The sequence below is a fragment of the Aeromonas sp. MR16 genome (assembly GCF_022549315.1).
Taxonomy (GTDB): Bacteria; Pseudomonadota; Gammaproteobacteria; order Enterobacterales; family Aeromonadaceae; genus Aeromonas; species Aeromonas aquatica.
In genome coordinates, this window is record NZ_JAKZFK010000014.1 from 36,881 (window position 1) to 60,212 (window position 23,332).

At 62.0% G+C, this 23,332-nt stretch carries 18 protein-coding genes; 13 read left to right on the plus strand and 5 right to left on the minus strand.

Annotation, left to right across the window (positions count from 1 at the left end; all coding sequences use genetic code 11):
* Nucleotides 1-24 precede the first annotated feature (24 nt).
* The 7 genes from MM194_RS12105 to MM194_RS12135 all read left to right on the plus strand — a co-directional run bounded on the left by MM194_RS12105 (nucleotide 25) and on the right by MM194_RS12135 (nucleotide 11,877).
* Nucleotides 25-1,983 (plus strand): ATP-binding protein, encoded by a 1,959-nt coding sequence (locus MM194_RS12105; RefSeq protein WP_033130864.1) that lies wholly within the window; start codon nucleotides 25-27, stop codon nucleotides 1,981-1,983.
* Between the two features lie 75 nt (nucleotides 1,984-2,058).
* Complete coding sequence (gene gorA / locus MM194_RS12110) at nucleotides 2,059-3,408, plus strand: glutathione-disulfide reductase (protein WP_241343695.1); 1,350 nt, start codon at nucleotides 2,059-2,061, stop codon at nucleotides 3,406-3,408.
* A 796-nt stretch (nucleotides 3,409-4,204) separates the two neighbouring features.
* The gene (gene kdpA, locus MM194_RS12115) at nucleotides 4,205-5,890 is read left to right on the plus strand and encodes a potassium-transporting ATPase subunit KdpA (RefSeq protein WP_241343696.1); all 1,686 of its coding nucleotides are present in this window, start codon (nucleotides 4,205-4,207) and stop codon (nucleotides 5,888-5,890) included.
* The gene (gene kdpB / locus MM194_RS12120) at nucleotides 5,887-7,944 is read left to right on the plus strand and encodes a potassium-transporting ATPase subunit KdpB (RefSeq protein WP_033129858.1); all 2,058 of its coding nucleotides are present in this window, start codon (nucleotides 5,887-5,889) and stop codon (nucleotides 7,942-7,944) included. The genes kdpA and kdpB overlap by 4 nt, the downstream gene beginning before the upstream one ends.
* 61 nt (nucleotides 7,945-8,005) lie before the next feature.
* On the plus strand, nucleotides 8,006-8,533 hold the full coding sequence (locus MM194_RS12125) for a potassium-transporting ATPase subunit C (RefSeq protein ID WP_033129859.1): 528 nt from the start codon (nucleotides 8,006-8,008) through the stop codon (nucleotides 8,531-8,533).
* A 72-nt stretch (nucleotides 8,534-8,605) separates the two neighbouring features.
* Entirely contained in the window at nucleotides 8,606-11,194 is a 2,589-nt protein-coding gene (locus MM194_RS12130) for a sensor histidine kinase KdpD (protein WP_033129860.1), read from the plus strand.
* Nucleotides 11,194-11,877 carry a response regulator gene (locus tag MM194_RS12135; RefSeq protein ID WP_241343697.1) on the plus strand — a complete coding sequence of 228 codons (684 nt, stop codon included), beginning with the start codon at nucleotides 11,194-11,196 and terminating at the stop codon, nucleotides 11,875-11,877. Before MM194_RS12130 ends, MM194_RS12135 begins: the two co-directional genes overlap by 1 nt.
* 4 nt (nucleotides 11,878-11,881) lie before the next feature.
* Here the strand turns inward: MM194_RS12135 and MM194_RS12140 are convergent, their stop codons facing one another.
* The gene (locus MM194_RS12140; RefSeq protein ID WP_241343698.1) at nucleotides 11,882-13,009 is read right to left on the minus strand and encodes an MFS transporter; all 1,128 of its coding nucleotides are present in this window, start codon (nucleotides 13,007-13,009) and stop codon (nucleotides 11,882-11,884) included.
* A 92-nt stretch (nucleotides 13,010-13,101) separates the two neighbouring features.
* On the opposite strand from MM194_RS12140, the gene MM194_RS12145 reads away from it, so the two are divergent.
* Together MM194_RS12145 and MM194_RS12150 are read left to right on the plus strand one after the other, a co-directional pair.
* Nucleotides 13,102-13,875 (plus strand): helix-turn-helix transcriptional regulator, encoded by a 774-nt coding sequence (locus MM194_RS12145; protein WP_241343699.1) that lies wholly within the window; start codon nucleotides 13,102-13,104, stop codon nucleotides 13,873-13,875.
* Nucleotides 13,876-14,140: 265 nt separating this feature from the next.
* Nucleotides 14,141-15,394, plus strand: a complete 1,254-nt coding sequence (locus tag MM194_RS12150) for a valine--pyruvate transaminase (protein ID WP_033129864.1) — start codon at nucleotides 14,141-14,143, stop codon at nucleotides 15,392-15,394.
* Between the two features lie 59 nt (nucleotides 15,395-15,453).
* Here MM194_RS12150 and MM194_RS12155 read toward each other — a convergent pair whose 3' ends face one another.
* Nucleotides 15,454-15,894, minus strand: a complete 441-nt coding sequence (locus tag MM194_RS12155; RefSeq protein ID WP_241343700.1) for an Hsp20 family protein — start codon at nucleotides 15,892-15,894, stop codon at nucleotides 15,454-15,456.
* A gap of 93 nt (nucleotides 15,895-15,987) precedes the next feature.
* A complete protein-coding gene (locus tag MM194_RS12160) occupies nucleotides 15,988-16,401 on the minus strand; it encodes an Hsp20 family protein (protein ID WP_033129866.1) in 414 nt (137 codons plus the stop codon).
* Between the two features lie 271 nt (nucleotides 16,402-16,672).
* Between MM194_RS12160 and MM194_RS12165 the strand changes: the two genes are divergently transcribed.
* The 4 genes from MM194_RS12165 to MM194_RS12180 all read left to right on the plus strand — a co-directional run bounded on the left by MM194_RS12165 (nucleotide 16,673) and on the right by MM194_RS12180 (nucleotide 19,703).
* A complete protein-coding gene (locus MM194_RS12165; protein WP_033129867.1) occupies nucleotides 16,673-17,443 on the plus strand; it encodes an MBL fold metallo-hydrolase in 771 nt (256 codons plus the stop codon).
* 88 nt (nucleotides 17,444-17,531) lie between these two features.
* Nucleotides 17,532-18,494 (plus strand): helix-turn-helix domain-containing protein, encoded by a 963-nt coding sequence (locus MM194_RS12170; protein ID WP_033129868.1) that lies wholly within the window; start codon nucleotides 17,532-17,534, stop codon nucleotides 18,492-18,494.
* Nucleotides 18,495-18,554: 60 nt separating this feature from the next.
* Nucleotides 18,555-19,259: a YafY family protein gene (locus tag MM194_RS12175; protein ID WP_033129869.1), complete on the plus strand. Its 705-nt coding sequence runs from the start codon at nucleotides 18,555-18,557 to the stop codon at nucleotides 19,257-19,259.
* 66 nt (nucleotides 19,260-19,325) lie between these two features.
* On the plus strand, nucleotides 19,326-19,703 hold the full coding sequence (locus MM194_RS12180) for a VOC family protein (RefSeq protein WP_033129870.1): 378 nt from the start codon (nucleotides 19,326-19,328) through the stop codon (nucleotides 19,701-19,703).
* A 112-nt stretch (nucleotides 19,704-19,815) separates the two neighbouring features.
* Here MM194_RS12180 and gyrB read toward each other — a convergent pair whose 3' ends face one another.
* Nucleotides 19,816-22,230: a DNA topoisomerase (ATP-hydrolyzing) subunit B gene (gene gyrB, locus MM194_RS12185; protein ID WP_033129871.1), complete on the minus strand. Its 2,415-nt coding sequence runs from the start codon at nucleotides 22,228-22,230 to the stop codon at nucleotides 19,816-19,818.
* Nucleotides 22,227-23,330 (minus strand): DNA replication/repair protein RecF, encoded by a 1,104-nt coding sequence (gene recF, locus MM194_RS12190; RefSeq protein WP_241343701.1) that lies wholly within the window; start codon nucleotides 23,328-23,330, stop codon nucleotides 22,227-22,229. Before recF ends, gyrB begins: the two co-directional genes overlap by 4 nt.
* Nucleotides 23,331-23,332 lie beyond the last annotated feature (2 nt).

Below are 23,332 nucleotides of genomic sequence, written 5' to 3' on the forward strand. Positions count from 1 at the left end.
CTCAATCCAGACCGCAAGGATGCCATGTCAGGAATCTTCTCCAAGGCCATCGGCCTTAACGGACTGTCTTACCGTCTGCTCTCCTACATTCTGATATGCAGTACCGTCTTGGCCATGATCATTACGGTGTTGCAGCTCGCCTGGGATTACAACAAGGATGTGACCGTCATCGAGGCGAGCATCGATCAGATCGAGGCCTCCTTCCTGCAGCCCATCTCCGCCAGTTTATGGAATCTGGATGAAGAACAGGTCAAGGTTCAGATCGAAGGCATCATGAACCTGCCCAACATGCAGTTCGTGATGGTCAAGGAGATGCTCGGCAACTCGGAAGTGCCACTGCTGACCCAGGGCGTGGAAAAAGAGCAGTACGACATCTCCCGGGAGTTCAGCCTCACCTATCAGGGCGAGATCGTCGGCAAGCTGTTTGTCGCCGCCTCCCTCGAACAGATCTACCAGCGGCTGATCGAGAAATCCGTGCTGATCCTGGTCAGCCAGACCATCAAGACCCTGGTCGTCTCCTTCTGCATCCTGATCATCATCTACTACCTGGTGATCCGTCATATCAATCGCATCGTCAACTACGCCCAGAAACTGAACCTGGATAGACTCGCAGTGGAGCTGACGCTGGAGGGGCGCACCCTGCCCCGCAAGCACCCCGACGAATTCGATGCGCTGGCCGCGACCCTCAACCAGATGCGCACCCGTCTGAACGATGAATTCACGGCCCGCCATCAGGCCGCCGAGCAGCTCCAGCAGGAGCGGGACTTCTCCGCCACCCTGATCAACTCGGCCAACATGGTTATCTGCTGCATGGAGCCGGACCTCAACATCGCCAGCATCAACCCTGCCGCCATCCTGCTCACCGGCTATCACCATGAAGAGTTGTTGCAGCACAACTGGCTGGATCTGTTCGTCAGCCAGGAGCAGCGGACCGAGCTGGGCACCCTGCTCGCCGAACAGGGCTCCCTCGAAGACAGGGAGATCATCATGCACGACCAGCAGGGCAACGAACTCGTCCTGCAGTGGACCTTCGCCCCCTTCTACGAAGGCCCGAACCTCAAGTATCTGATTGGATTCGGTTATGACATCACCCGCCTGAAGAAAGTTGAGCGGGAGATCACCCTGTTCAACGAGCAGCTGGAAGGCAAGGTAGACGAGCGCACCCGCCGCCTGAGCGATGCCAACGAGCAGCTGGGCAAGGCGTACGACGACCTGAAACAGGCCCAGCAAACCCTGGTGGAGTCGGAGAAGATGGCTTCGCTGGGATCGCTGGTCGCCGGGGTGGCCCACGAGATCAATACGCCCATCGGCATCAGCGTGACCGCCTCCTCCTACCTGCAGGAGCAGGTGGCCGATTTCAAGCAGCACATCGAGGCCAAGCAGCTCTCCCGCTCCTATCTGAATGAATTCACGGTCAATCTTGATGAATCCATGCAGTTGCTGCAGGGCAACCTGAGACGCGCCTCCGAGCTGATTGCCAGCTTCAAGCAGGTGGCGGTGGATCAGTCGTCCGAGGCACGCTACAACTTCAGCCTGGCCGACAACCTGCACCAAGTGGTGGTCTCCCTCGGCCACAAGCTCAAGAAGGCCCAGTGTGAGGTCGACATCCAATGCGATCCCAAGCTGACCCTCTACTCCTTCCCCGGCAGCTTCACCCAGATCTACTCCAATCTGCTCCTCAACTCCATCAACCACGGTTTCGATGGCTGGGACAGACCCAAAAAGATCAGCATCCGGGTGGAACAGCAGGACAATGAGCTCATCATCGACTACAGCGACAATGGCCGCGGCATCCCCCCCGAGATACTGCCGCGCATCTTCGATCCCTTCGTCACCTCCAAGCGGGGCCACGGCGGCAGCGGGCTCGGCACTCACATCATCTACAACCTGGTGGTGCAACTGCTGCGCGGCCGCATCCACTGCGCCAGCGAACCAGGCCTGGGCGCCCAGTTCCATATCCGCCTGCCCATCCAGCAGAACTGAGCGCCGGCCCTTGTGGGCCGGCGCCTTTGTCCCCATCATGCTGTGACAGCATTTTTCACAAGCGGAGAACCTACCATGGCACAGCATTTTGACTACATCGCCATCGGCGGCGGCAGCGGCGGCATCGCCTCGGCCAACCGGGCGGCCATGTATGGCAAGAAAGTCGCCCTGATCGAAGCCAAGGCACTGGGCGGCACCTGCGTCAACGTGGGTTGCGTCCCCAAGAAGGCCATGTGGTATGCCGGCCAGATCGCCGATGCCCTGAGATATGGCGCCGACTACGGTTTCGACACCACACTCAACCACTTCAGCTGGGCCAAGCTGGTGGAATCCCGCCAGGCCTATATCAGCCGCATTCATCAATCCTACGAGAACGTGCTCGGCAAGAACCAGATCACCGTCATCCGGGGGTTCGCCCGTTTCGTCGACGGCAACACAGTCGAAGTGGATGGTGAGCACTACACGGCCGATCACATACTGATCGCCACCGGCGGCCACCCCGAGGTGCCCAATATCCCAGGCGCCGAGCTCGGCATCGACTCAGACGGCTTCTTCGCCCTGCAAGAGCAGCCGAAGCGGGTCGCCGTAGTCGGTGCCGGCTATATTGCCGTCGAGATCGCCGGCGTGATGCAGGCGCTGGGCTCGGAGACCCATCTGGTGGTACGCAAGCAGGGTCCGCTGCGCAACTTCGATCCCATGATCCAGGAGACCCTGGTGGAGATCATGGCTGCCGAAGGCCCCAAGCTGCATACCCATGCCATCCCTAAAGCGGTGATCAAGAACGCCGACGACAGCCTGACCCTGCAGCTGGAAGATGGCCGCCACCTCACCGTGGATTGCCTGATCTGGGCCATAGGCCGTGCCCCCGCCACCGACAATCTAAACCTCTCTGCCGCCGGCATCGCGCTGGATGACAAGGGCTATATCCCGACCGACAAGTTCCAGAACACCAATGTCGACAACCTCTATGCGGTGGGTGACAACACCGGCCGCATCCAGCTCACCCCGGTGGCCGTCGCCGCCGGCCGTCGCCTGTCGGAGCGGCTGTTCAACAACAAGCCAAACGAGCACCTCAACTACGATCTGGTGCCGACAGTGGTATTCAGCCACCCGCCCATAGGCACCATAGGGCTGACCGAGCCGGAGGCCATCGCCGAGTATGGCGAGAGCCAGGTCAAGGTCTATCGCAGCCAGTTCACCGCCATGTATTCGGCGCTGACCCAGCACCGCCAGCCCACCCGCATGAAGCTGGTCTGCGTCGGGCCAGAGGAGAAGGTGGTCGGCCTGCACGGCATCGGCTTTGCGATGGACGAGATACTGCAAGGCTTCGGTGTCGCCATGAAGATGGGGGCCACCAAGGCGGACTTCGACAACTGCATCGCCATTCATCCCACCAGCGCGGAAGAGTTTGTGACCATGCGATAAACGTGGTTGAAGCTGGCCTGTCACTATCAGGCCAGCTTCAATAACTGCGTTCCCCTTCCCACCAGCGCGGAAGAGTTCGTGACCATGCGCTAAGCAAAGGTGGTGCTGGCTGCATATCCGTAACCAGCCTCCCACCACTGCGTTGCCCTTCCCCACCCCACCAGCGCGGAAGAGTTTGTGACCATGCGCTAAGCAAAGGTGGTGCTGGCTGCATACCCGTAACCAGCCTCCCACCACTGCGTTGCCCTTCCCCACCCCACCAGCGCGGAAGAGTTTGTGACCATGCGCTAAGCAAAGGTGGTGCTGGCTGCATATCCGTAACCAGCCTCCCACCACTGCGTTGCCCTTCCCCACCCCACCAGCGCGGAAGAATTCGTGACCATGCTCTAGCGGTACCCAGCCCGAACAAAACCCGGCTCCAGCCGGGTTTTTTCTATCCTGCCGCTCAGTAACCCCCGCTTTTTACGCCGATTTTACGCCCGTCATAGGGCGCTTTATGGCGCCTTTACGCCCCTTATTTATACCCTTGAGGCGTCAATTACAGCCAAGGGGTCGATGTGGTTCTACATCGATTTTCGGCGCTAATCATCTCAACGGAGTCGTTATGAATTGGCTATATCTGCTGCTGGTCCTCGCCCTGCTGGGCTATCTGCTGCGTGCGTTAACGCGCAGCCACGAGTGAGGGACTTGAAGATGCGGCAAGTAATTATCCATCCGGTGGCCTGCGGCCTGCCGGGCCTCGCGGGCTATCCAATGCGTGCACTGATGCACCGCGACCACGAGTGAGGGACCAGATATGTGGCAAGAAATAATCTATCCGGTGGCCTTCGTGCTGCTGGTCCTGCTGCCGGCACCTCTGCTCGGCAACTACATGTACAAGGTGTTCGAGGGGCAGAGCCGCTGGCTCTCCCCTATCGAACGAGCGACCATGGCCTGCAGTGGCACCGATGGGCGGGAGCAGAACTGGAAGTCCTACGCCCTCAGCCTGCTGGCCTTCAACGGCGCAGGTTTCGGTCTGCTGTTCCTGATCCTGATGGCCCAGGGCCTGCTGCCCCTCAACCCGCAGCAGTTACCGGGCCTGAGCTGGGAACTGGCCTTCAACACCGCCGTCAGCTTCATGACCAACACCAACTGGCAGGCCTATTCCGGTGAGGTCAGCCTCTCCTACTTCAGCCAGATGGTGGGGCTCACCACCCAGAACTTCGTCTCCGCCAGCACAGGCGCCGCCGTGGCCGTGGCGCTGTTCCGCGGCATCACTCGCCAGCAGACCACCCATCTGGGTAACTTCTGGCAGGATCTGGTGCGCTTCTGCCTCTACGTGCTGCTGCCGATGGCGCTCGTCATGGCACTGCTGCTGGTCTGGCAAGGGGTTCCCCAGAGTCTGTCGGCCTACCTGCCGTTCCACGCCCTGGAAGGTCAGGAGCAGTTGCTGCCGCTTGGGCCCGCTGCTTCCCAGATCGCCATCAAGCAGCTCGGCTCCAACGGCGGGGGCTTCTTTGGCATCAACTCGGCACACCCGTTCGAGAACCCGACCGCCCTCTCCAACTGGCTGGAGATGGTCACCCTGCTGACCCTGCCCGCCGCCCTGGTCTGTACCCTGGGCCGCTACGTGAAGCACCAGGGTCACGGCCGCGCCATCCTCTCTGCCATGACGCTGCTGTTCGTGCTGGGGCTCGGCCTCTCCGTCTATCAGGAGTTGCAACCGGATCCGGCGCTCGCCCAGCTCACCACCCAGGCAGGCAACTGGGAAGGTAAGGAGAGCCGCTTCGGCCCGGTGCTCTCCAGCATCTGGGAAGTGGCGACCACCGCCGCCTCCAACGGCTCGGTCAACGCCATGCACGACAGCTTCACCCCCCTCGGTGGCATGGTCGCCATGATCAACATGCTGCTGGGTGAGGTGGTGTTTGGTGGGGTCGGTGCCGGTATCTACGGCATGATGCTGTTCGTGCTGCTGACCGTGTTCCTGTGCGGCCTGATGGTGGGACGCACCCCGACCTATCTCGGCAAGCGCCTCGGCATCACCGAGATGAAGTGGGTGGTTGCCAGCATGCTGGTGATGCCGGTCGGGGTTTTGGTGATCGGTGGGGTCACCCTGCTGATGCCGGACGCCAGCACCATCATCGGCCAGGAGGGCCCCCACGGCCTGTCCCGCCTGATCTATGCCTACGCCTCGGCGGCCGGCAACAACGGCTCGGCCTTCGGTGGCTTCGCCGCCGCCGACAGCTGGCAATGCATCGCCATCGGTCTGGCCATGCTGCTCGGCCGCTTCGGCTACATCATCCCGGTACTGGCCATCGCCGGTCAGCTCGCTAGATCATCGCGCATAGATGCTGGCGAGGGGGACTTCCCGGTCAGCGGCACTCTGTTCGTGACGCTGTTGATCATCACCGTATTACTGATAGGTGGCCTCTCCTTCCTGCCCGTACTGGCGCTGGGACCGGTAGCCGAACATCTCACCCTGATGCAGGGAGCTTTCCAATGAGCAAGTCCATTTCAGTGACAGCCGGCACCAATAAGGTCAAGGGCAAGTCACCTCATTCACAGGTCGTACAGGCCATGATTGAAGCTTTCTATCGCTTCAATCCCAAGGCGCTGTTTGGCAGCCCCATCCTGTTCACCCTCTGGCTGGCCGCCGTGATGGCGACCGTGGAGTCCCTGATGGGGCAACCCCTGTCGGGGGTTACCCCCAGCCTGGCCTGGCAGCTGACTGCCTGGCTCTGGTTGACGCTGTGGTTTGCCAACTTCGCCGAGACCCTGGCGGAAGGGCGTGGCAAGGCGCGGGCCGACAGCCTGAAGGCGGGCATGAGCCAGCTTCAGGCACGCAAGGTACGGGATCCGAAAGATGGCCAGGGCGAGTGGATCCCGGCCACCAGCCTGCAAAAAGGGGATCTGGTGCTGGTGCGCAGCGGCGAGATGATCCCGGCCGACGGTGAAGTCGTTGCCGGTATCGCCTCCGTCAACGAGGCCGCTATCACCGGGGAATCCGCCCCCGTCATCCGCGAGTCCGGCACCGACCGCAGCGGCGTGACCGGCAACACCACTGTGGTCTCCGACGAGATCTGGGTCCGTGTAACCAACAATCCCGGGGAAAGCACGCTCGACAGAATGATCGCTCTGGTCGAGGGGGCCAAGCGCCAGAAGACGCCCAACGAGATGGCGCTCGATGCCCTGCTGGTGGGTCTGACCCTGATCTTCCTGCTGGTGGTCGCCACCCTGCCCTGGTTCCTCGACTACAACGGCACCCAGGTACCGCGTCTCTACCTGCTTGCCCTCTTCATCACCCTGATCCCGACCACCATAGGCGGCCTGCTCTCCGCCATCGGCATCGCCGGCATGGACCGGCTGGTGAAGCTGAACGTGATCGCCAAGTCAGGCCGTGCCGTGGAGGCCGCCGGTGACGTGCGCACCCTGCTGCTGGACAAGACAGGTACCATCACCTTCGGCAACCGCATGGCTGACGAGCTGATCCCGGCCCCCGGGGTCGATCCCTCCCTGCTGGCCCAGGCCGCCATGCTGGCCTCCCTCGGCGACAACACGCCCGAGGGCAAGTCCATCCTGACCCTGGCCGGCAAGAGCATGGCCAAGCCGAGCCAACTGGAGAGCGACAAGGTGATCCCCTTCAGCGCAGAAACCCGACTGAGCGGGCTGGACCGCAACGGTCATCAATATCGCAAGGGGGCCGTGGATGCGGTGCTGAACTACCTCTCCCTCGATCGCAAGGGGGTGCCGGAGCCGATCCTGAAGGCGGTCGATCACATCGCCCGCCAAGGCGGTACCCCGCTGCTGGTCTGTACCCACGAGCAACTGCTCGGGGTGGTGTACCTCAAGGACATCATCAAGCCCGGCATCAAGGCCCGCTTCCAGATCCTGCGTCACATGGGGATCCGCACCGTGATGATCACCGGCGACAACCCGCTGACCGCGGCCGCCATCGCCGCCGAGGCCGGGGTGGATGACTTCATCGCCGAGGCCACCCCGGAGAAGAAGCTGGCTTATATCCGCCAGGAGCAGGCCGATGGCCGGCTGGTGGCCATGTGCGGCGACGGGGCCAACGACGCCCCGGCACTGGCCCAGGCCGACGTAGGGCTGGCCATGAATGAGGGCACCCAGGCCGCCAAGGAGGCGGGCAACCTGGTGGATCTCGACTCCAACCCCACCAAGTTGCTGGACGTGGTGCTGGTGGGCAAACAGCTGCTGGTCACCCGTGGCGCCCTGACCACCTTTTCCATTGCCAACGACGTGGCCAAGTACTTCGCCATACTGCCAGCCCTGTTTATCGCCGCCTATCCACAACTCGGCGTGCTGAACCTGATGCAACTCGGTAGCCCCGAGAGCGCCATATTGTCGGCCATCATCTTCAACGCCCTGATCATAGTGGCGCTGGTGCCGCTGGCGCTGCGAGGGGTCGATGTGAAGGGAACGGCCGCCAGCCTGCTGCGCCGCAACCTGCTGATCTACGGCGTCGGTGGCCTGATCGTGCCTTTCATCGGCATCAAGCTCATCGATCTGGTCATCACCGGCCTCGGCCTGGTGTAAGCACCGAGGGATGCGGGCCAGGCTCGCATCCCGTCATCTCATTCCGGAGTAAGGACATACCATGATTGCTATCAGAACCCTGCTGACCCTGACCCTGTTGCTGGGGGTCGCCTATCCCCTGGCCGTGACCGGGTTGGCCCAGGTGCTGTTCCCCTGGCAGGCCAACGGCAGCCAGCTGACCAATGACAAACAACAGCTGATCGGCAGCGCCCTGCTGGCACAGAAGTTTGAGCGGGCGGAATACTTCCACTCCCGCCCCTCAGCCAGCGATTTCGCAACCATCGGCAGCGGCGCCTCCAACCTCGGTATGAGCTCACCGCTGCGCGCCGAATTTGCCAACACCGCGGCCAAGGCCCAGGGCGACAACCCCTCTCCCACCCAGCTGACCCGCTCCGGCTCCGGCCTGGATCCCCACCTGCCCGTGGATGCCGTGCTGGCTCAGGTGACCAGAGTCGCCAGGGAGCGAGGGCTGGATCCCGCCTCGTTGACGGAGCGGGTCAAGTCGGCGGCACAAGCTGGTATCCTTGGCCCGCAAGTGGTCAACATTCTCCAGCTAAACTTGCTGCTCGATAAAGACAAGGCAGCATAATGGTGGTGTGCGCTGGCTCACTGGCAATCATTCATATTTTTGAGCCGAGCCTGCCGCTCGATAGGGAAGAGAATGCGTGATGAGGTAAGGGCCGATGCCTTGCTGGCCAGCCTGGAAGAGGAACACAAGGGCAAGCTGAAGGTGTTTCTCGGTGCAGCCCCTGGCGTAGGCAAGACCTACGCCATGCTGCAGGCCGTGCGCGAGCAGGCCAAGGAGGGGGTCGATATCCTGATCGGGGTGGTCGAGACCCACGGCCGCCAGGAGACTCTGGCCCTGCTCGACAAGCTCGCCATCCAGCCGCGCCAGCTGCATTACCACCGCCAGCAGCGACTGGAGGAGATGGATCTGGATGGCTTGCTCGCACGCAAGCCTGCCATCGCCGTGGTGGACGAACTGGCTCACAGCAACGCCCCCGGCAGCCGTCACGAGAAACGCTGGCAGGATGTGGAGGAGTTGCTCGGCGCCGGCATCGATGTCTACTCCACCCTCAACGTACAGCACCTGGAGAGCCTCAACGATCTGGTGTGGCAACTGACCGGGGTCAGGGTCAAGGAGACGCTGCCGGATCAGGTGCTGCTGGAGGCGGACAGCATAGTCCTCATAGACCTTCCCCCCAAGGAGCTGCTCGGCCGGCTCAAGGAGGGCAAGGTCTATGTGCCCCATCAGGCCAAGGCCGCCCTGCAATCCTTCTTCTCCCTCAACAACCTGACCGCCCTGCGCGAGCTGGCGATGCAGACTGCCGCCAGCCACGTGGAGGGAGATCTGCAACTGCAGTGGCAGGCGGCAGGCAAGACCACCCAGCCACTGCGAGGCAAGCTGATGGTCTGCCTCGGCGATCAGCACGGCGCCTCCCTGGTGCGCTACGGTCACCGCTTCGCCCAGCGCCGCCAGCTGCCCTGGCTGGTGGTGCATATCGACAGCCAGGGGTGGCGCTCGGCCGAGGTGGAGCAGGCACTGGCGCTGGCCTCTCACCTCGGCGCAAAGGTGCTGACCCTCTCCAGCCCGGCGGTCGCCGATGCCCTGCTGGAGACGGCCGAACAGCAGCAGGTCTCGCAGCTGTTGCTCGGCAAGCCTCACAGCCCGCCTTGGCGCCGCTCTCTGGTGCAACACCTGCTGAAACAGGCGCAGGGATTCGAGATCACCCTGGTGGACACGGACAAGCGCAAACCCAGCCTGAGACTGCACCCCGCGGGCCCCAGGGAGATCCGCCAGAGCCTGCTGGCCCTGCTGATCATGGGCATCACCTCGGCCATCGCCTGGGGCTTCTCTCACTGGCTGCCACCCGCCTCCCTGCCACTGCTGTTCGTGCTGGGGGTGCTGGCCACGGCCCTCTCCACCAGCCTGGTGCCAGCCATACTGGCGGCCGTGCTGGGATTCGTCGCTCACAATCTGCTGTTCACCGCCCCCTACTTCTCCCTGAGCGTGGCCAGCCACAGCGACCTGCTCACCCTGTTCGTACTGCTCATCGTCGGCATGACGGCAGGACGGCTCGCCTCCCGCCAGCGCCAGCAGCTGATCGGCCTGCGCGAGACCCAGCAGCTCGGCAACGCCCTGCTGTCCCTGAGCCAGGGGCTGGCCACCGCCAGCAGCCCGGTGGAGGTGCTCAGGCAGGGTACCCAGGCCATCTCCCTGGCCCTGGGGCAACCCGTGTTCGCCCTGGATGAGGAGTACCAGTACAGAGCCGGGGATGAGGTGCGGGGACCGGGCCAGACCGACAAGGCCGCCATCGACTGGTGCCTGGCCCAGAAGCAGAGCGCCGGGGCCCACACCGCGACCCTCAACGCGGCCGAAGCCCAGTATCATCACCTCACCGATGAACTGGTGCTGGGTATCAGGCTGGCCAACCCGCTCGCCTCCTCCGCCGAACACCAGTTGCAGGCGCTGCTCACCGATATTCGTGCCGCCCTTGCCCGGATCGATCTCAACGAGCGGCTGGCCGACAGCCAGCTGCAGGCCGAGACGGACAGGCTGCGCGCCGCCCTGCTCTCCTCGGTATCTCACGATCTGAAGACGCCCCTCGCCACCATCATAGGTGCCGGCAGCACGCTGCTGGAATACGGTGATCGGATCAGCCCGGAGGATCGCGACGAGCTGCTGCATTCGGTGCAGGACGAAGCTCGCCGCCTGCACGGCTATGTGCAGAACCTGCTGGACATGACCCGCATCGGCTCGCCGGACTTCCAGCTCAAGCGGGAGTGGGTCGATCTGGCCGATCTGGTGGAGAGCGCCCGCAAGCGGCTGGATTCCTCCTGGCGCCAGCACAAGCTGCTCATTCACTTCGATCAGCAGATCCCCCAGCTCTACGTGCACGGCGCCCTGATCGAGCAGGTGCTGGTCAACATACTCGACAACGCCTCCCGCTACTCGCCAGCCGGCACCCCCATCGAGTTCAAGGTGATGCTGGCCACCCCGGATCTCATCATCGACATCATCGACATCGGGGTGGGCATCGCCACCGCGGACAGGGACAAGATCTTCAATCTGTTCTACACCCAGCCGGTCGGCGATGGCGGCAGTCGCGGCACCGGGCTTGGCCTCGCCATTTCTCGCGCTATGATAGAGGCCCACGGCGGCCGCATCTGGGCATTCGCCGGCCCCAACGGCAACGGTACCTGCATGCGCATCTCCCTGCCGCTCGTCCTCAATTCACCGGAGGTGTAATGGCGCACATATTGGTCATCGACGATGAGGTGGCCATCCGCCGCTTCCTGCGCATCAGCCTGATCGCCGAGGGCCATCAGGTCAGCGAGGCGGTCGGCGTCAATGACGGCCTGGCACAGTATCGCCATCTCAACCCCGACCTGGTGATCCTGGATCTGGGGCTGCCGGACGGAGACGGCATCCAGATCCTGCAAGCCATCAGGGAACATCATCAGCACCCGGTGCTGGTGTTGTCGGCACGGGACTCAGAGCAGGAGAAGGTGCGGCTGCTGGATGCCGGCGCCAACGACTACATGAACAAGCCGTTCGGCATCGGGGAGATGATGGCGCGGATCCGCGTGCTGTTGCGGCAGCGGGCCGGGGCCAGCAGCGGCGAGTGCCGCCACTTTCCCCAATGTGGCCTGAGCCTGGATACCAGCAGCCACAAGGTGAGCCTGCACGGAGAGGAGATCCCCCTGTCCCGCAAGGAGTTCGCCCTGTTGCAGGCGCTGGTGTGCCACCCCGGCAAGCTGGTGATGCAGACCCAACTGCTCAACGACATCTGGGGGCCCAGCCACAAGGAAGACACCCACTACCTGCGCATCGTCATCGCCAGCCTGCGCAAAAAGCTGGCCGATAACCCCCAGCAGCCCAGCTTGATCGAAACCGAATCCGGCATCGGCTACCGCTTCATCGGCAGCTGATGTTTCACGTGGAACGGCGCTTGCTGGCCAGCATTGCCAGCAAGCCGCAGCCGATGAGCAGCAACCCCAGATCCTGCAAGGTGGCCGCCAGCGCCAATCCCAGGCTGAGCAACAGGTAGTAGGCGAGGCCAAACAGGGCGCCGGCACTGCCCGCCACCTCCCGATAGGCCAGCAGGGCCTGGCTCAGGATGTTGGGGATGGCGATACCAAAAGCCACCACTACCCCCATCATGGGCAGCAGGAACCAGAGCGAACTCTGCGTCGCCCACAGGGCCCCACCACAGCCCAGCGCCAGGCCGGCGGCCAACCGGATAAGAGATGACGGCATCCACCCCTTCCCCAGCAACCCCTTGTTCAACAGGCTGCCGGCAAGCGTCGCCAGGGCCAGCCCCATACCGGAGTAGCCGAACTCGCTGACGCTCCATCCCAGCTTCGCAAACAGGAAGGGCGCCAGGCTGTAGTAACCAAACAGCATGGTATTGAACAATGCGACCAGCAGGGCGCTGCACCAGAGCCCGGCATCCCGCACCATCCGGCACGCCAGCGGCCAGAGTGCGACCCGGGTTGTGCTCACCGGGCGCGTCTCCGGCAACCGCCAACCGACGATCAGCAGCAACCCCAAAGCCAGCACCAGCAAACCGCCAAACACGCCGAGGTAACCAGCCCATCCGACCAGCAGGCCACCGCTCATCAAACCGAGCACGGGACTGAGGGACAGCGCCACCCCCATCACCGAGAAGACGCGCGCCAGATCCCCGCCCTGATAGCGGTCACGCAGCATGGTCTGGGTCACCACGGATCCCACGGCGGCACCGAAGGCCGAGATGACCCGCGCGACCAGCAGAGTTTCAAATTCGGTAGCCAGCAGCGCCAGCAAGGCGCCAAGCCCGTAAGTCAGCAGACCGGCCAGCATGGCCGGACGCCGTCCGATCAGATCGCACAGCCGCCCCCAGCAGACCACGCCCAGGGCGAACGCCAGAAAATAGACCGACAGGGTCTGGGATGCCAGCCCCTCGCTCACCCGGAACCCGGTGGCGATATGGGTCAGTGCGGGGCTATAGATGGTCTCCACCAGCTGGGGAAACATCATCAATCCGACCACCAGCCAGAGCGGTGGCGACTTGTTGTTCATGACAAACCTCCTTGATGAGAGGCTGCCAGTCTAGTGAGAAAGCGGATGTCTGATTACAATAAGCAGGACTATAAACATCAAGAATCAGACAGATGGCCTTTATTCTTCCCGATCACCCTTTCGACCCCGATCAGCTGACTGGCGATGTGAGCGGTATCGCCTCCGATCTGGGTTGGCATGACTCGGGTCTGCATCGGCATGGCCGTCACCAGCTGCTGTTCGCCCAGGCGGGCTGCATGAGCATAGAGCTGGCGCACAGGATCTGTCTGTTGCCACCGAGCCGGGCGGCCTGGCTACCGGCGGGTACGCCCCACAGGGTATTGATGCGCGGGGTGGTGGCCTACCGCTCCCTCTACTTCAAACCGCGGGCCGAATTGCCGACCGAGGTGCAGGTGATCGCGGTCAACCCCCTGCTGCGGGAGGTCATCGAGCGGATGGCATTCTGGCCCTGGGACAAGCCGAAGCAGGAGCAGAGCCGACTGCTGGCACTCTTCATGGAGGAACTGGCAGAGGTACCGCAGGAATCCTGGCAGCTGCCGCTGCCCGCCGATCCGCGGCTGGACAACTGGTTGCAGGAGGTGACCCGAGACGGCGCCCTGCCCGCTCGGCTCAACCGGCTGGCCGAGCGGGTGGGTGCCAGTGACAAGACCATAGGTCGCATCTTCATGCGGGATACCGGCATGAGCTATCAGGCCTGGCGCCAGCAGTGGCGCCTGTTGCGCGCCATGGAGCTGCTGGCCGAGGCCGTACCCATCAGCCGGGTCGCGGCGCAGCTGGAGTTCTCCAGCGACAGCGCCTTCATCGGCTTCTTCAAGCAGCACACCGGGCAGACCCCGCTGCGCTACCTGGGCGCGCGGGGCAAATAATCGCCATCAGGATGCCTCTACCCCGTTGCCATCCGACGGATGGCAACGGGTTCTCCTCACAATTCTTATAAGTCGATGATTTTATTTAAATTAATCATCATTCAGATATGAGGGGTGAGAGATATCCATTTCGGATTAGGCATTTTCAAATCTCTGAGTTGCCGGCCCTGTTCCACGTGAAACGTCCGGTTTTTTTGATCGACACCCGCTTTTGAACTGAGCTATGGTGCTACATCCCCGTTACTCAACCTGGATCCGCCACCGAATGGAATTTTCCTTGTTCGGCGAGAAGTTCACTCGCCACGCCGGCATTACCCAACTCATGGATGACCTCAATCAGGGGCTGCTCAATCCGGACGCCATCATGCTGGGAGGCGGCAACCCGGCCCCCATTCCCGCCATGCTGGAACGCTTTCAGGCCGAGGCGCAGAGCCTGCTCGATAACGGTGAACTGGTCAAAGCCATGGCCAACTACGACGGCCCACAAGGCAAGGACAGGTTCACCAAGGCCCTGGCCGCCCTGCTCAGCAAGGAACTCGGCTGGGACATCTCGGCTCGCAACATCGCCCTGACCAACGGCAGTCAGAACGCCTTCTTCTATCTGTTCAACCTGCTGGCCGGCGAGTTCGCCGATGGCCGCAAGAAGAAGGTGCTCTTCCCCCTGGCTCCCGAATACATCGGCTATGCCGACTCGGCCCTGGCCGACGATTACTTCGTGGCCTACAAGCCCACCATCGAGAAGCTGGCCGACGGCCAGTTCAAGTACCATGTGGACTTCGAGAGCCTGCAGGTGGGTGATGACATCGGGGTGATCTGTGTCTCCCGCCCGACCAACCCGACCGGCAACGTGCTGACCGATGAGGAAATCGAGCATCTCGATCAGATCGCCCGCGACAAGGGCATTCCCCTGCTGATCGACAACGCCTACGGAGTGCCCTTCCCCGGCATCATCTTCAGCGAAGCCAAGCCGTTCTGGAATGCCAACACCATCCTCTGCATGAGCCTCTCCAAGCTCGGCTTGCCGGGTACCCGCTGTGGTATCGTCATCGCCGATGAGAAGATCATCCAGGCCATCACCAACCTGAGCGGCATCATCAACCTGGCGCCGGGCAGCCTGGGACCCGCCATCACCATACCGATGATCGAGAGCGGCGAGATCATCGCCCTGAGCGAACAGGTGGTGAAGCCTTTCTACCAGCAGAAGGCCAAGCTGGCGGTAAAGCTGCTACGTGAGGCGATCCCGGATCCCCGCTTCCATATCCACAAGCCGGAAGGTGCCCTCTTCCTCTGGCTCTGGTTCGAAGATTTGCCGATCCACAGCCAGACACTCTATGAGCGCCTGAAGGAGAAGAACCTGTTGATAGTGCCGGGTCACTACTTCTTCCCCGGCATCGATGATCCCGAGTGGCGCCACAGCCAGGAGTGCATCCGCCTCAACTACTCCCAGAGTGAGGAGCTGGTGCGCCGCGGTGTCGCCATCCTGGCCGAGGAGATCAACCGCCTATACGCCGGCAGCTGAGAGCCCAACTTCAGAAAATAAAAAAGGCCTGCGATTGCAGGCCTTTTCGATCTCGGGGCTTAGCTCGGCAGCGCCAGCTGCTCCGCCTGACCGATGGGAATGGCACGGGGCTTGAGCGCCTCGGGCAGCTCGCGGGCCAGGTCGATGATCAGCAGACCGTGTTCCAGTCTGGCGCCTCGCACCTCGACATGCTGGCTCAGCTTGAAGGCGAGCTCGAAGTCACGCTCGGCTATGCCCTGATGGAGGAAGCGACGCTCCCCGGTAGCGGGTGCCTTGCGGCCCTTCACCTTGAGGGTGCCGTTTTCGGTCTCCAGCTCCAGCTCTTCACGCTCGAAGCCAGCCACCGCCAGGGTGATACGGTAGCCGTCTTGCTCCCGCTTTTCGATGTTGTAAGGGGGATAGGCCGTAGCCTTGTGTTCAAACAGGCCTTCCAGCTCACGGGCCATCCGCTCGAAGCCAACGGCATTGGAAGAGAGATGAGAAAAATCGAGGTTACGCATAATCCTATCCTTCTATTAAGCAACAGGTTTCCATCTCCACAGGCCCATCAGGCACCCGGGAAACTAGGTAAAAAATGGTGGTCAGCGTGGCGATTAGCCGTTGATCTCGATCTTGCGCGGCTTCATCGCCTCGGGCACTTCACGGGCCAGTTCGATGTGCAACAGACCATTTTTCAGATCGGCCCCCTTCACCCGCACATAGTCGGCCAGCTGGAAGCGACGCTCAAAGCCTCGCTCGGCGATGCCCTGATAGAGATAGTTGCGATCGGTATCGGCCTGCTTGCTGCCCTTCACCGTCAGCAGGTTTTCCTGGAAGCTCAACTCCAGCTCCTCCTGGGTAAAGCCCGCCACTGCCATGCTGATGCGGTAGTCGTTGTCCCCCAGCTGCTCGATGTTGTAGGGGGGATAGCCGGCATTGCCATTGCTGGCCGCAGATTCGATGAGATTGGCCAGACGATCGAAACCGATGGCAGAACGATAGAGCGGAGAGAAGTCGATAGAACGCATAGTATTACCCTCTTTTGAGCGATAACAGATTGTTTGCCCTCCATTTGGACGGGCGCCTGGTCGAAACCTCTATTGAGCGTTCCGGCCTTGTTACCTATATAGGGGTCAGCTTTTTTCTTTCAAGGGAGATTTTTAAAAAATTTTTCCCCGCTCACTCTCGCGCTGCAATTTGGCCCGATTGTGATGATTATCGACCCACGGGCCACTCATCGCTCCCCGCATCTCTCGTCATACTGGTTGCACACTCAGTCGCCACCAAGGATGCAATGCCATGCACATTACCCAGGTTCGTAACGCCACCCTGCTGATCGACTATGCCGGTACCCGCTTTCTGATCGATCCCATGTTGTCTGCCAAGGACAGCCTCCCGGGCTTTGAGGGGACGGCCAACAGCCACCTTCGTAACCCCTTGGTCGAGCTGCCACTGCCCCTGGCGAAACTCATCGATGTGGATGCGGTGATCGTCACCCACGATCATCCTGACCACTGGGACCTGGCCGCACAGCAGCAGATCCCCAAACACCTCCCGCTGTTCGTGCAGCACCAGAAGGATGCCGACAGCATCCGCGCCAGCGGCTTCCATGATGTGCGTCTGCTGGGCGAGTCGGCAGAGTTTGCCGGTATCCGGCTGCAACGGACCGAAGGCCAGCACGGCAGCGACGATATCATGGCCGTGCTGGGTGAACGGCTGGGAGAGGTGTGCGGCGTGGTCTTCTCCCATCCCGGCGAGAAGCGCCTCTATCTGGCGGGTGATACCGTCTGGAACGAGATGGTTGAACAGAGCCTGCGACAGCACAGACCCGAGGTGGTCGTGCTCAACTGTGGCGATGCCCATATTCCCGGGCTCGGCGCCATCATCATGAACAAGGAGGATGTGCTGGCGGTGCACCAAGCCGCCCCGCAGGCCACCCTGATCGCCAGCCATCTGGAGGCCGTCAATCATGCCCTGTTGTCACGGCACGAGCTGCGCGACTATCTTGGCAAACACGGCATACAGGAACGGGTTCTGGTGCCTGAGGATGGCGAGACCCTGGTGTTCTGAGCAAGAGGGCCATGGGACTACATGGCCCTTCGTCTTTCTGCGACCAGAGATTATCATCCTTGTGCAACGAGCAGAGGAGCCTACCGCCATGCCCAGCCCGATAGTCGCAGTGGTGACCTTCGATCACTTCAGCCCCTTCCATTGTGCCGTGCCTTGTCTCATCTTCGGCGACATGATGATGCCGGGTCGACCCCTGTTCGAACTCAGGCTCTGCGCCGGTGATGCCATCCGCCAGCCCGGCTCCTCCCAAGGCTTTCACATCAATCCCACCCACGGGCTCGAAGCCCTGGCCGAGGCGGATATCATCATCATTCCCTTCTGGCGAGATCCCGCCGAGCGCCCGGCCCAGCCCCTGCTCGATGCCCTGGTTGCCGCTCATGGCCGAGGCGCCCAGGTGGTGGGGCTCTGCCTCGGCACCTATGTGCTGGCCTACGCCGGCCTGCTGGAGGGACGCAGGGCCTCCACCCACTGGGAATACGAGCAGGACTTCATGCAGCGCTTTCCCGGCGTGCGGCTCGATACCAACGCCCTCTATGTGGATGACGATAACCTGGTCACCTCGGCCGGCACGGCGGCCGGACTGGATTGCTGCCTCCATCTGGTTCGCCAGCACCATGGCTCAGCCATTGCCAACAAGCTGGCGCGGCGGTTGGTGGTGCCACCCCATAGAGAAGGCGGCCAGGCCCAGTTCATCGAGCAGCCGGTACCCGCCTCCACCCGGGATACCAGGATGAATCAGCTGCTGGATCATCTGCGCGTCCACCTGGCGCAGCCCCATAGCCTCGACAGCCTGGCGGAGCACTGCCTGATGAGTCGGCGCACCTTCACCCGCCGTTTCCAGCAGGCGACCGGCCTCTCCGTCGGTGAATGGCTGCTGGCCGAGCGGCTCGGACTCAGCCAGGAATTGCTGGAATCCAGCTCTCACTCCATGGAACGCATCGCCGAACTGGTGGGATTGAAGACGGCCACCAGCCTGCGCCAGCACTTTCGCACTCGCTTCGGGGTGTCTCCGAGCGAGTGGCGCCGCACCTTTCGCGGCGACAAGCTGTAACGCCGCTCTTGCCGTTCCACCCGCTCGGCAGCACCATCACAGATCTCAAGGAGCCACCTCATGTCCCGTTCCGAACGCCTGCTGGCCCTGCTCCAGCTGCTGCGCGGTCATCGCTACGCCATCACCGGCACCGAACTGGCCAGCCAGCTTGGCATCAGCCTGCGCACCCTCTATCGGGATATCGCCACCCTGCAAGCCCAGGGGGCACATATTGAAGGAGAGCCGGGGATAGGTTATGTGCTGCGACCCGGTTTCATGCTGCCGCCATTGATGTTCAGTGAGGAGGAGCTGGATGCGCTGGTGCTGGGTTCGCGCTGGGTCGTCGCTCACGGTGACGGAGCCTTGAGTGCATCGGCCAGCAGCGCGCTGGCCAAGATAGAAGCCGTGCTGCCCGCCGAGTACCGTCAGCAGCTCCAGGCCAATGCCCTACTGATCGGCACCGCCCGCAGTGACAGCCTCACCGATGAAGCCCCGTTGCGCAGTGCCATCCGCCAGCAACACAAGGTGACCCTGAGCTATCGGGATCTGAGGGAGGCGAGTTCCGAGCGCACCGTCTGGCCCTTCGCCCTCGGCTATTTCGAGCAGGTGCGGGTGCTGATGGCCTGGTGCGAGCTGCGACAGGACTTTCGCCACTTCCGGGTCGATCGCATCCGCCAGCTGAAGCTGGAGGAGATCGGCTATCCCAGGAGCCGGGCTATCTTGCTCAAGGAGTGGCGCGCCACCCAGCAGATCCCGCAGCCAAAATTCATTGCTGACAGAAACTGACAGCAGGTAGCGCCATGCTGACGGGGTCGGCGCAGATGCGCCATCCCCGAAACAAGGAGTGTCCCCATGCTTGTCCCCCAGTTCACCATTCTCTATGTCGCCAATCCGGTTCGCAGCGCCCGCTTCTATCGCGAGCTGTTTGGTCGCTCGCCGGTGGAGGAGTCCCCCACCTTTGCCATGTTCGTGTTCGAGTCGGGCGCCAGGCTGGCGCTCTGGTCCAGTGCCACGGTCGAGCCCAAGGTCACGCAAGGAGCCGGTGCCATGGAGCTGGCCTTCCCTCTGCCTGATGATGCCAGCGTCGATGCCGAGTTTGCGAAATGGCTGGCTCGTGGCCTCACCATCACCCAGCCGCCGATCCGACTGGAGTTTGGCTACACCGGCATGGCGCTCGATCCGGATGGCCATCGGCTACGCCTCTACTGCCCCACCCCCGAGCTGGCCTGACGATAGCAGCATCTACGCAGCTAGTGTTTCACGTGGAACGTGACTTTATACCCAGCCCTGAAAACAAAAAGCCGGTCACGAGGACCGGCTTTTTTATTGCTCTACTGAGTCGTTAGACGTCGAGGTTCGCAACCCGCAGGGCATTGGTCTCGATGAAGTCACGACGGGGCTCGACCGCATCACCCATCAGGGTGGAGAACAACTGGTCGGCACCGACGGCATCGTCAATGGTCACCCGCAGCATGCGACGCGCTTCCGGATCCATGGTGGTTTCCCACAGCTGGTCCGGGTTCATCTCACCCAGCCCTTTATAACGCTGGATGTAGATGCCGCGCTTGCCTTCGCTCATCAGCCAATCGACGGCTTCCACGAAGTTGGCGACCGGTTTGACCTTCTCGCCACGCTTGATGAAACCACCGTCCTCGATCAGGTTCGCGATCTCCTTGCCGAGGGAAACCAGCTGACGGTATTCACCGGACTGCAGGAAGTCGTAGCTGATCGGATATTCACGATCGACACCGTGCTGACGCACCACGGCGTGGGGCACGAACAGACTGCGCTCCTCGTCGCGGCGTACCTGGATCTGGTACTGGATGCCGTGGTTGCTCTCGTTGAGCACGGCTTCCATGCTCTGGCACCAGACCAGCAGGTCGCTCTCGCTGGCCAGCAGGGCTTCGTTCAACTCAGGCTGATAGATCAGCTGGGTCAACACGGCCTCGGGGGCACGGCGGGACATACGGCCGATCAGGTGAGCCACGGCGCGATGCTGGTTGACCAGACGCTCCAGCGCCTCGCCACCGATGGCCGGGGCTGATTCGTTGACGTGCAGGGTCGCGCCGTCCAGCGCCATGGCGGTCTGGTACTGCAGCAGCGCATCTTCATCTTTCAGATATTGCTCCTGCTTGCCCTTCTTGACCTTGTACAGCGGCGGCTGGGCGATGAAGACGTAACCACGCTCGATGATTTCCGGCATCTGGCGGTAGAAGAAGGTCAGCAGCAGGGTCCGGATGTGAGCACCATCGACGTCCGCATCGGTCATGATGATGATGTTGTGGTAGCGCAGCTTGTCCGGGTTGTACTCGTCACGACCTATGCCACAGCCCAGGGCGGTGATCAGGGTGCCCACCTCTTGGGAGGAGATCATCTTGTCGAAACGGGCCTTTTCCACGTTCAGGATCTTGCCCTTGAGCGGCAGTATGGCCTGGTTCTTGCGGTTGCGACCCTGCTTGGCGGAACCGCCAGCAGAATCCCCTTCCACTATGTAGAGTTCGGACAGGGCCGGGTCTTTCTCCTGGCAGTCCGCCAACTTGCCGGGCAGGCCGGCGATGTCCAGCGCGCCCTTGCGGCGGGTCAGCTCACGCGCCTTGCGGGCGGCTTCGCGGGCACGGGCCGCATCGATGATCTTGTTGACCACGATCTTGGCATCGCTCGGGTTTTCCAGCAGGAATTCACTCAGCTTCTCACCCATCGCCTGTTCAACGGCGGTCTTCACCTCGGACGAGACCAGCTTGTCCTTGGTCTGGGAGGAAAACTTGGGATCCGGCACCTTGACCGAGATGACTGCGATCAGGCCTTCACGTACGTCGTCACCGCTGGCGGCAGACTTGGCCTTCTTGCTGTAGTCCTCTTTGTCCATATAGGTGTTGAGGGTACGGGTCAGCGCGGTACGGAAGCCCACCAGGTGAGTACCCCCATCCCGCTGCGGGATGTTGTTGGTGAAGCAGTACACCCCTTCCTGATAGGCATCGTTCCACTGCATGGCGACTTCGACGCCGATGCCGTCCTGCTCGGTGGAGAAATGGAACACCTTGGGGTGGATCGGCGTCTTGTTCTGGTTCAGGTATTCGACGAAGGCCTTGATGCCGCCCTCGTAGCAGAAATGCATCTCGCGGCCATCACGCTCATCTTCGAGGCGGATGGAGACGCCAGAGTTGAGGAAGGAGAGCTCGCGCAGGCGCTTGGCCAGGATCTCGTAGTGATACAGGGTATCGGTGAAGATGGTCGGGCTCGGCCAGAAGCGCACCTCGGTACCAGTGCCGGAAGAGCTGTCACCGATCTGCTTGAGCGGTGCCTGCGGCTCGCCCAGGTGATAGGTCTGCTCATAGACGTGGCCGTTACGACGTATGGTCAGCAACAGCTTGTCGGACAGGGCGTTGACTACGGAGACGCCCACGCCATGCAGGCCACCGGACACCTTGTAGGAGTTGTCATCGAACTTACCGCCCGCGTGCAGCACAGTCATGATGACCTCGGCAGCGGAGCGGCCCTCTTCCTCGTGGATATCGACCGGAATACCCCGACCGTTGTCACGCACTGAGACGGAACCGTCTGAATGGATCTTGACCAGAATATCGGAGCAGTAGCCAGCCAGAGCCTCATCGATGGAGTTATCGACGACCTCGAACACCATGTGGTGCAGACCCGAGCCATCGTCCGTATCGCCGATATACATCCCCGGGCGCTTGCGGACCGCATCCAGGCCCTTCAGCACCTTGATATTCGAGGAGTCGTAAGTATTTTCACTCATAGCTTACTCTCTGCCTTCTCTAACGTTTCGGAGATCTTGCCTTGTTCCACGTGGAACAGCTTGCAGTCACTCGCATCCATCATGTCTGCGAGCTGACCGGTATCGATGGCGGTGATAAACACCTGAGACGCACACTGCTTCAGCCTTGCAGCCAGCAGTCGGCGCTTGTCGACATCCAGTTCAGAGGCAAAATCGTCAATTAAAAAAATACAGCCGCGGCTGCTATGTTGATTCAAATAGAGCCCTTGGGCCAGTCGCATGGCACAGACCAGCAACTTCAGCTGACCCCTGGACAAAATATCCTGAGCGGGCACCCCGTTCGCCTTGAGTCGCACATCGGCCTTCTGTGGGCCTACCCCTGTGTACCCCAGCGAACGATCCCGCTCAAACCCCGCCTCCAGCAATTCGCCGAGGGGGCGGTCTTTCTCCCAGCCCCGATAGAAACCGAGACTGATGTCGAATTCCGGCAGAAAATCCGCCGTCATCTCCTTGATCAGGGGGGTAATAGCCTGACAATAACTGGCGCGAAACTCTGCCAGTTCACTCCCAAGCCTTACCAGCTCCTGATCCCAGAACGCCAATTGGCGATACTGACTGCTCTGACGCAGCAGAGCATTACGTTGTTTCAACAGCCGCCGTACCCGTCCCCACAGGGAGAAGAAGGTCGGCTCCTGATGAAAGACGCCCCAGTCCAGCCAGGCCCGGCGCGCCTGAGGCCCGCCGGTCAGCAGGTTGAAACCATCGGGATGGATCAACTGCACCGGCAACAGCTCGGCCAGATCGGCCAGCCGCTGGGCCTGGGCCCCGGCGATCTTGAGCTGGGTCTCGCCACTCTTGTCCTTGGCGAGCCCGATGGGCACCTGACGCCCCTCCAGCTCGCACTGGGCAAACAGGGTGAAGGCCCGCTCCCCCTGACGGATGACCCGCCCGGTCAGGTGAGTACGAAAAGAGCGACCGAGACCGAGGTAGTGAATGGCTTCCAGCACGCTGGTCTTGCCGCTGCCGTTGCACCCGACCAGGATATTGAGGCCGGGGGACAGCTTGAGACTGGCCTGCTGGATATTGCGAAAGTCGCTGAGCTGGAGCTTGACCAGGGACACGA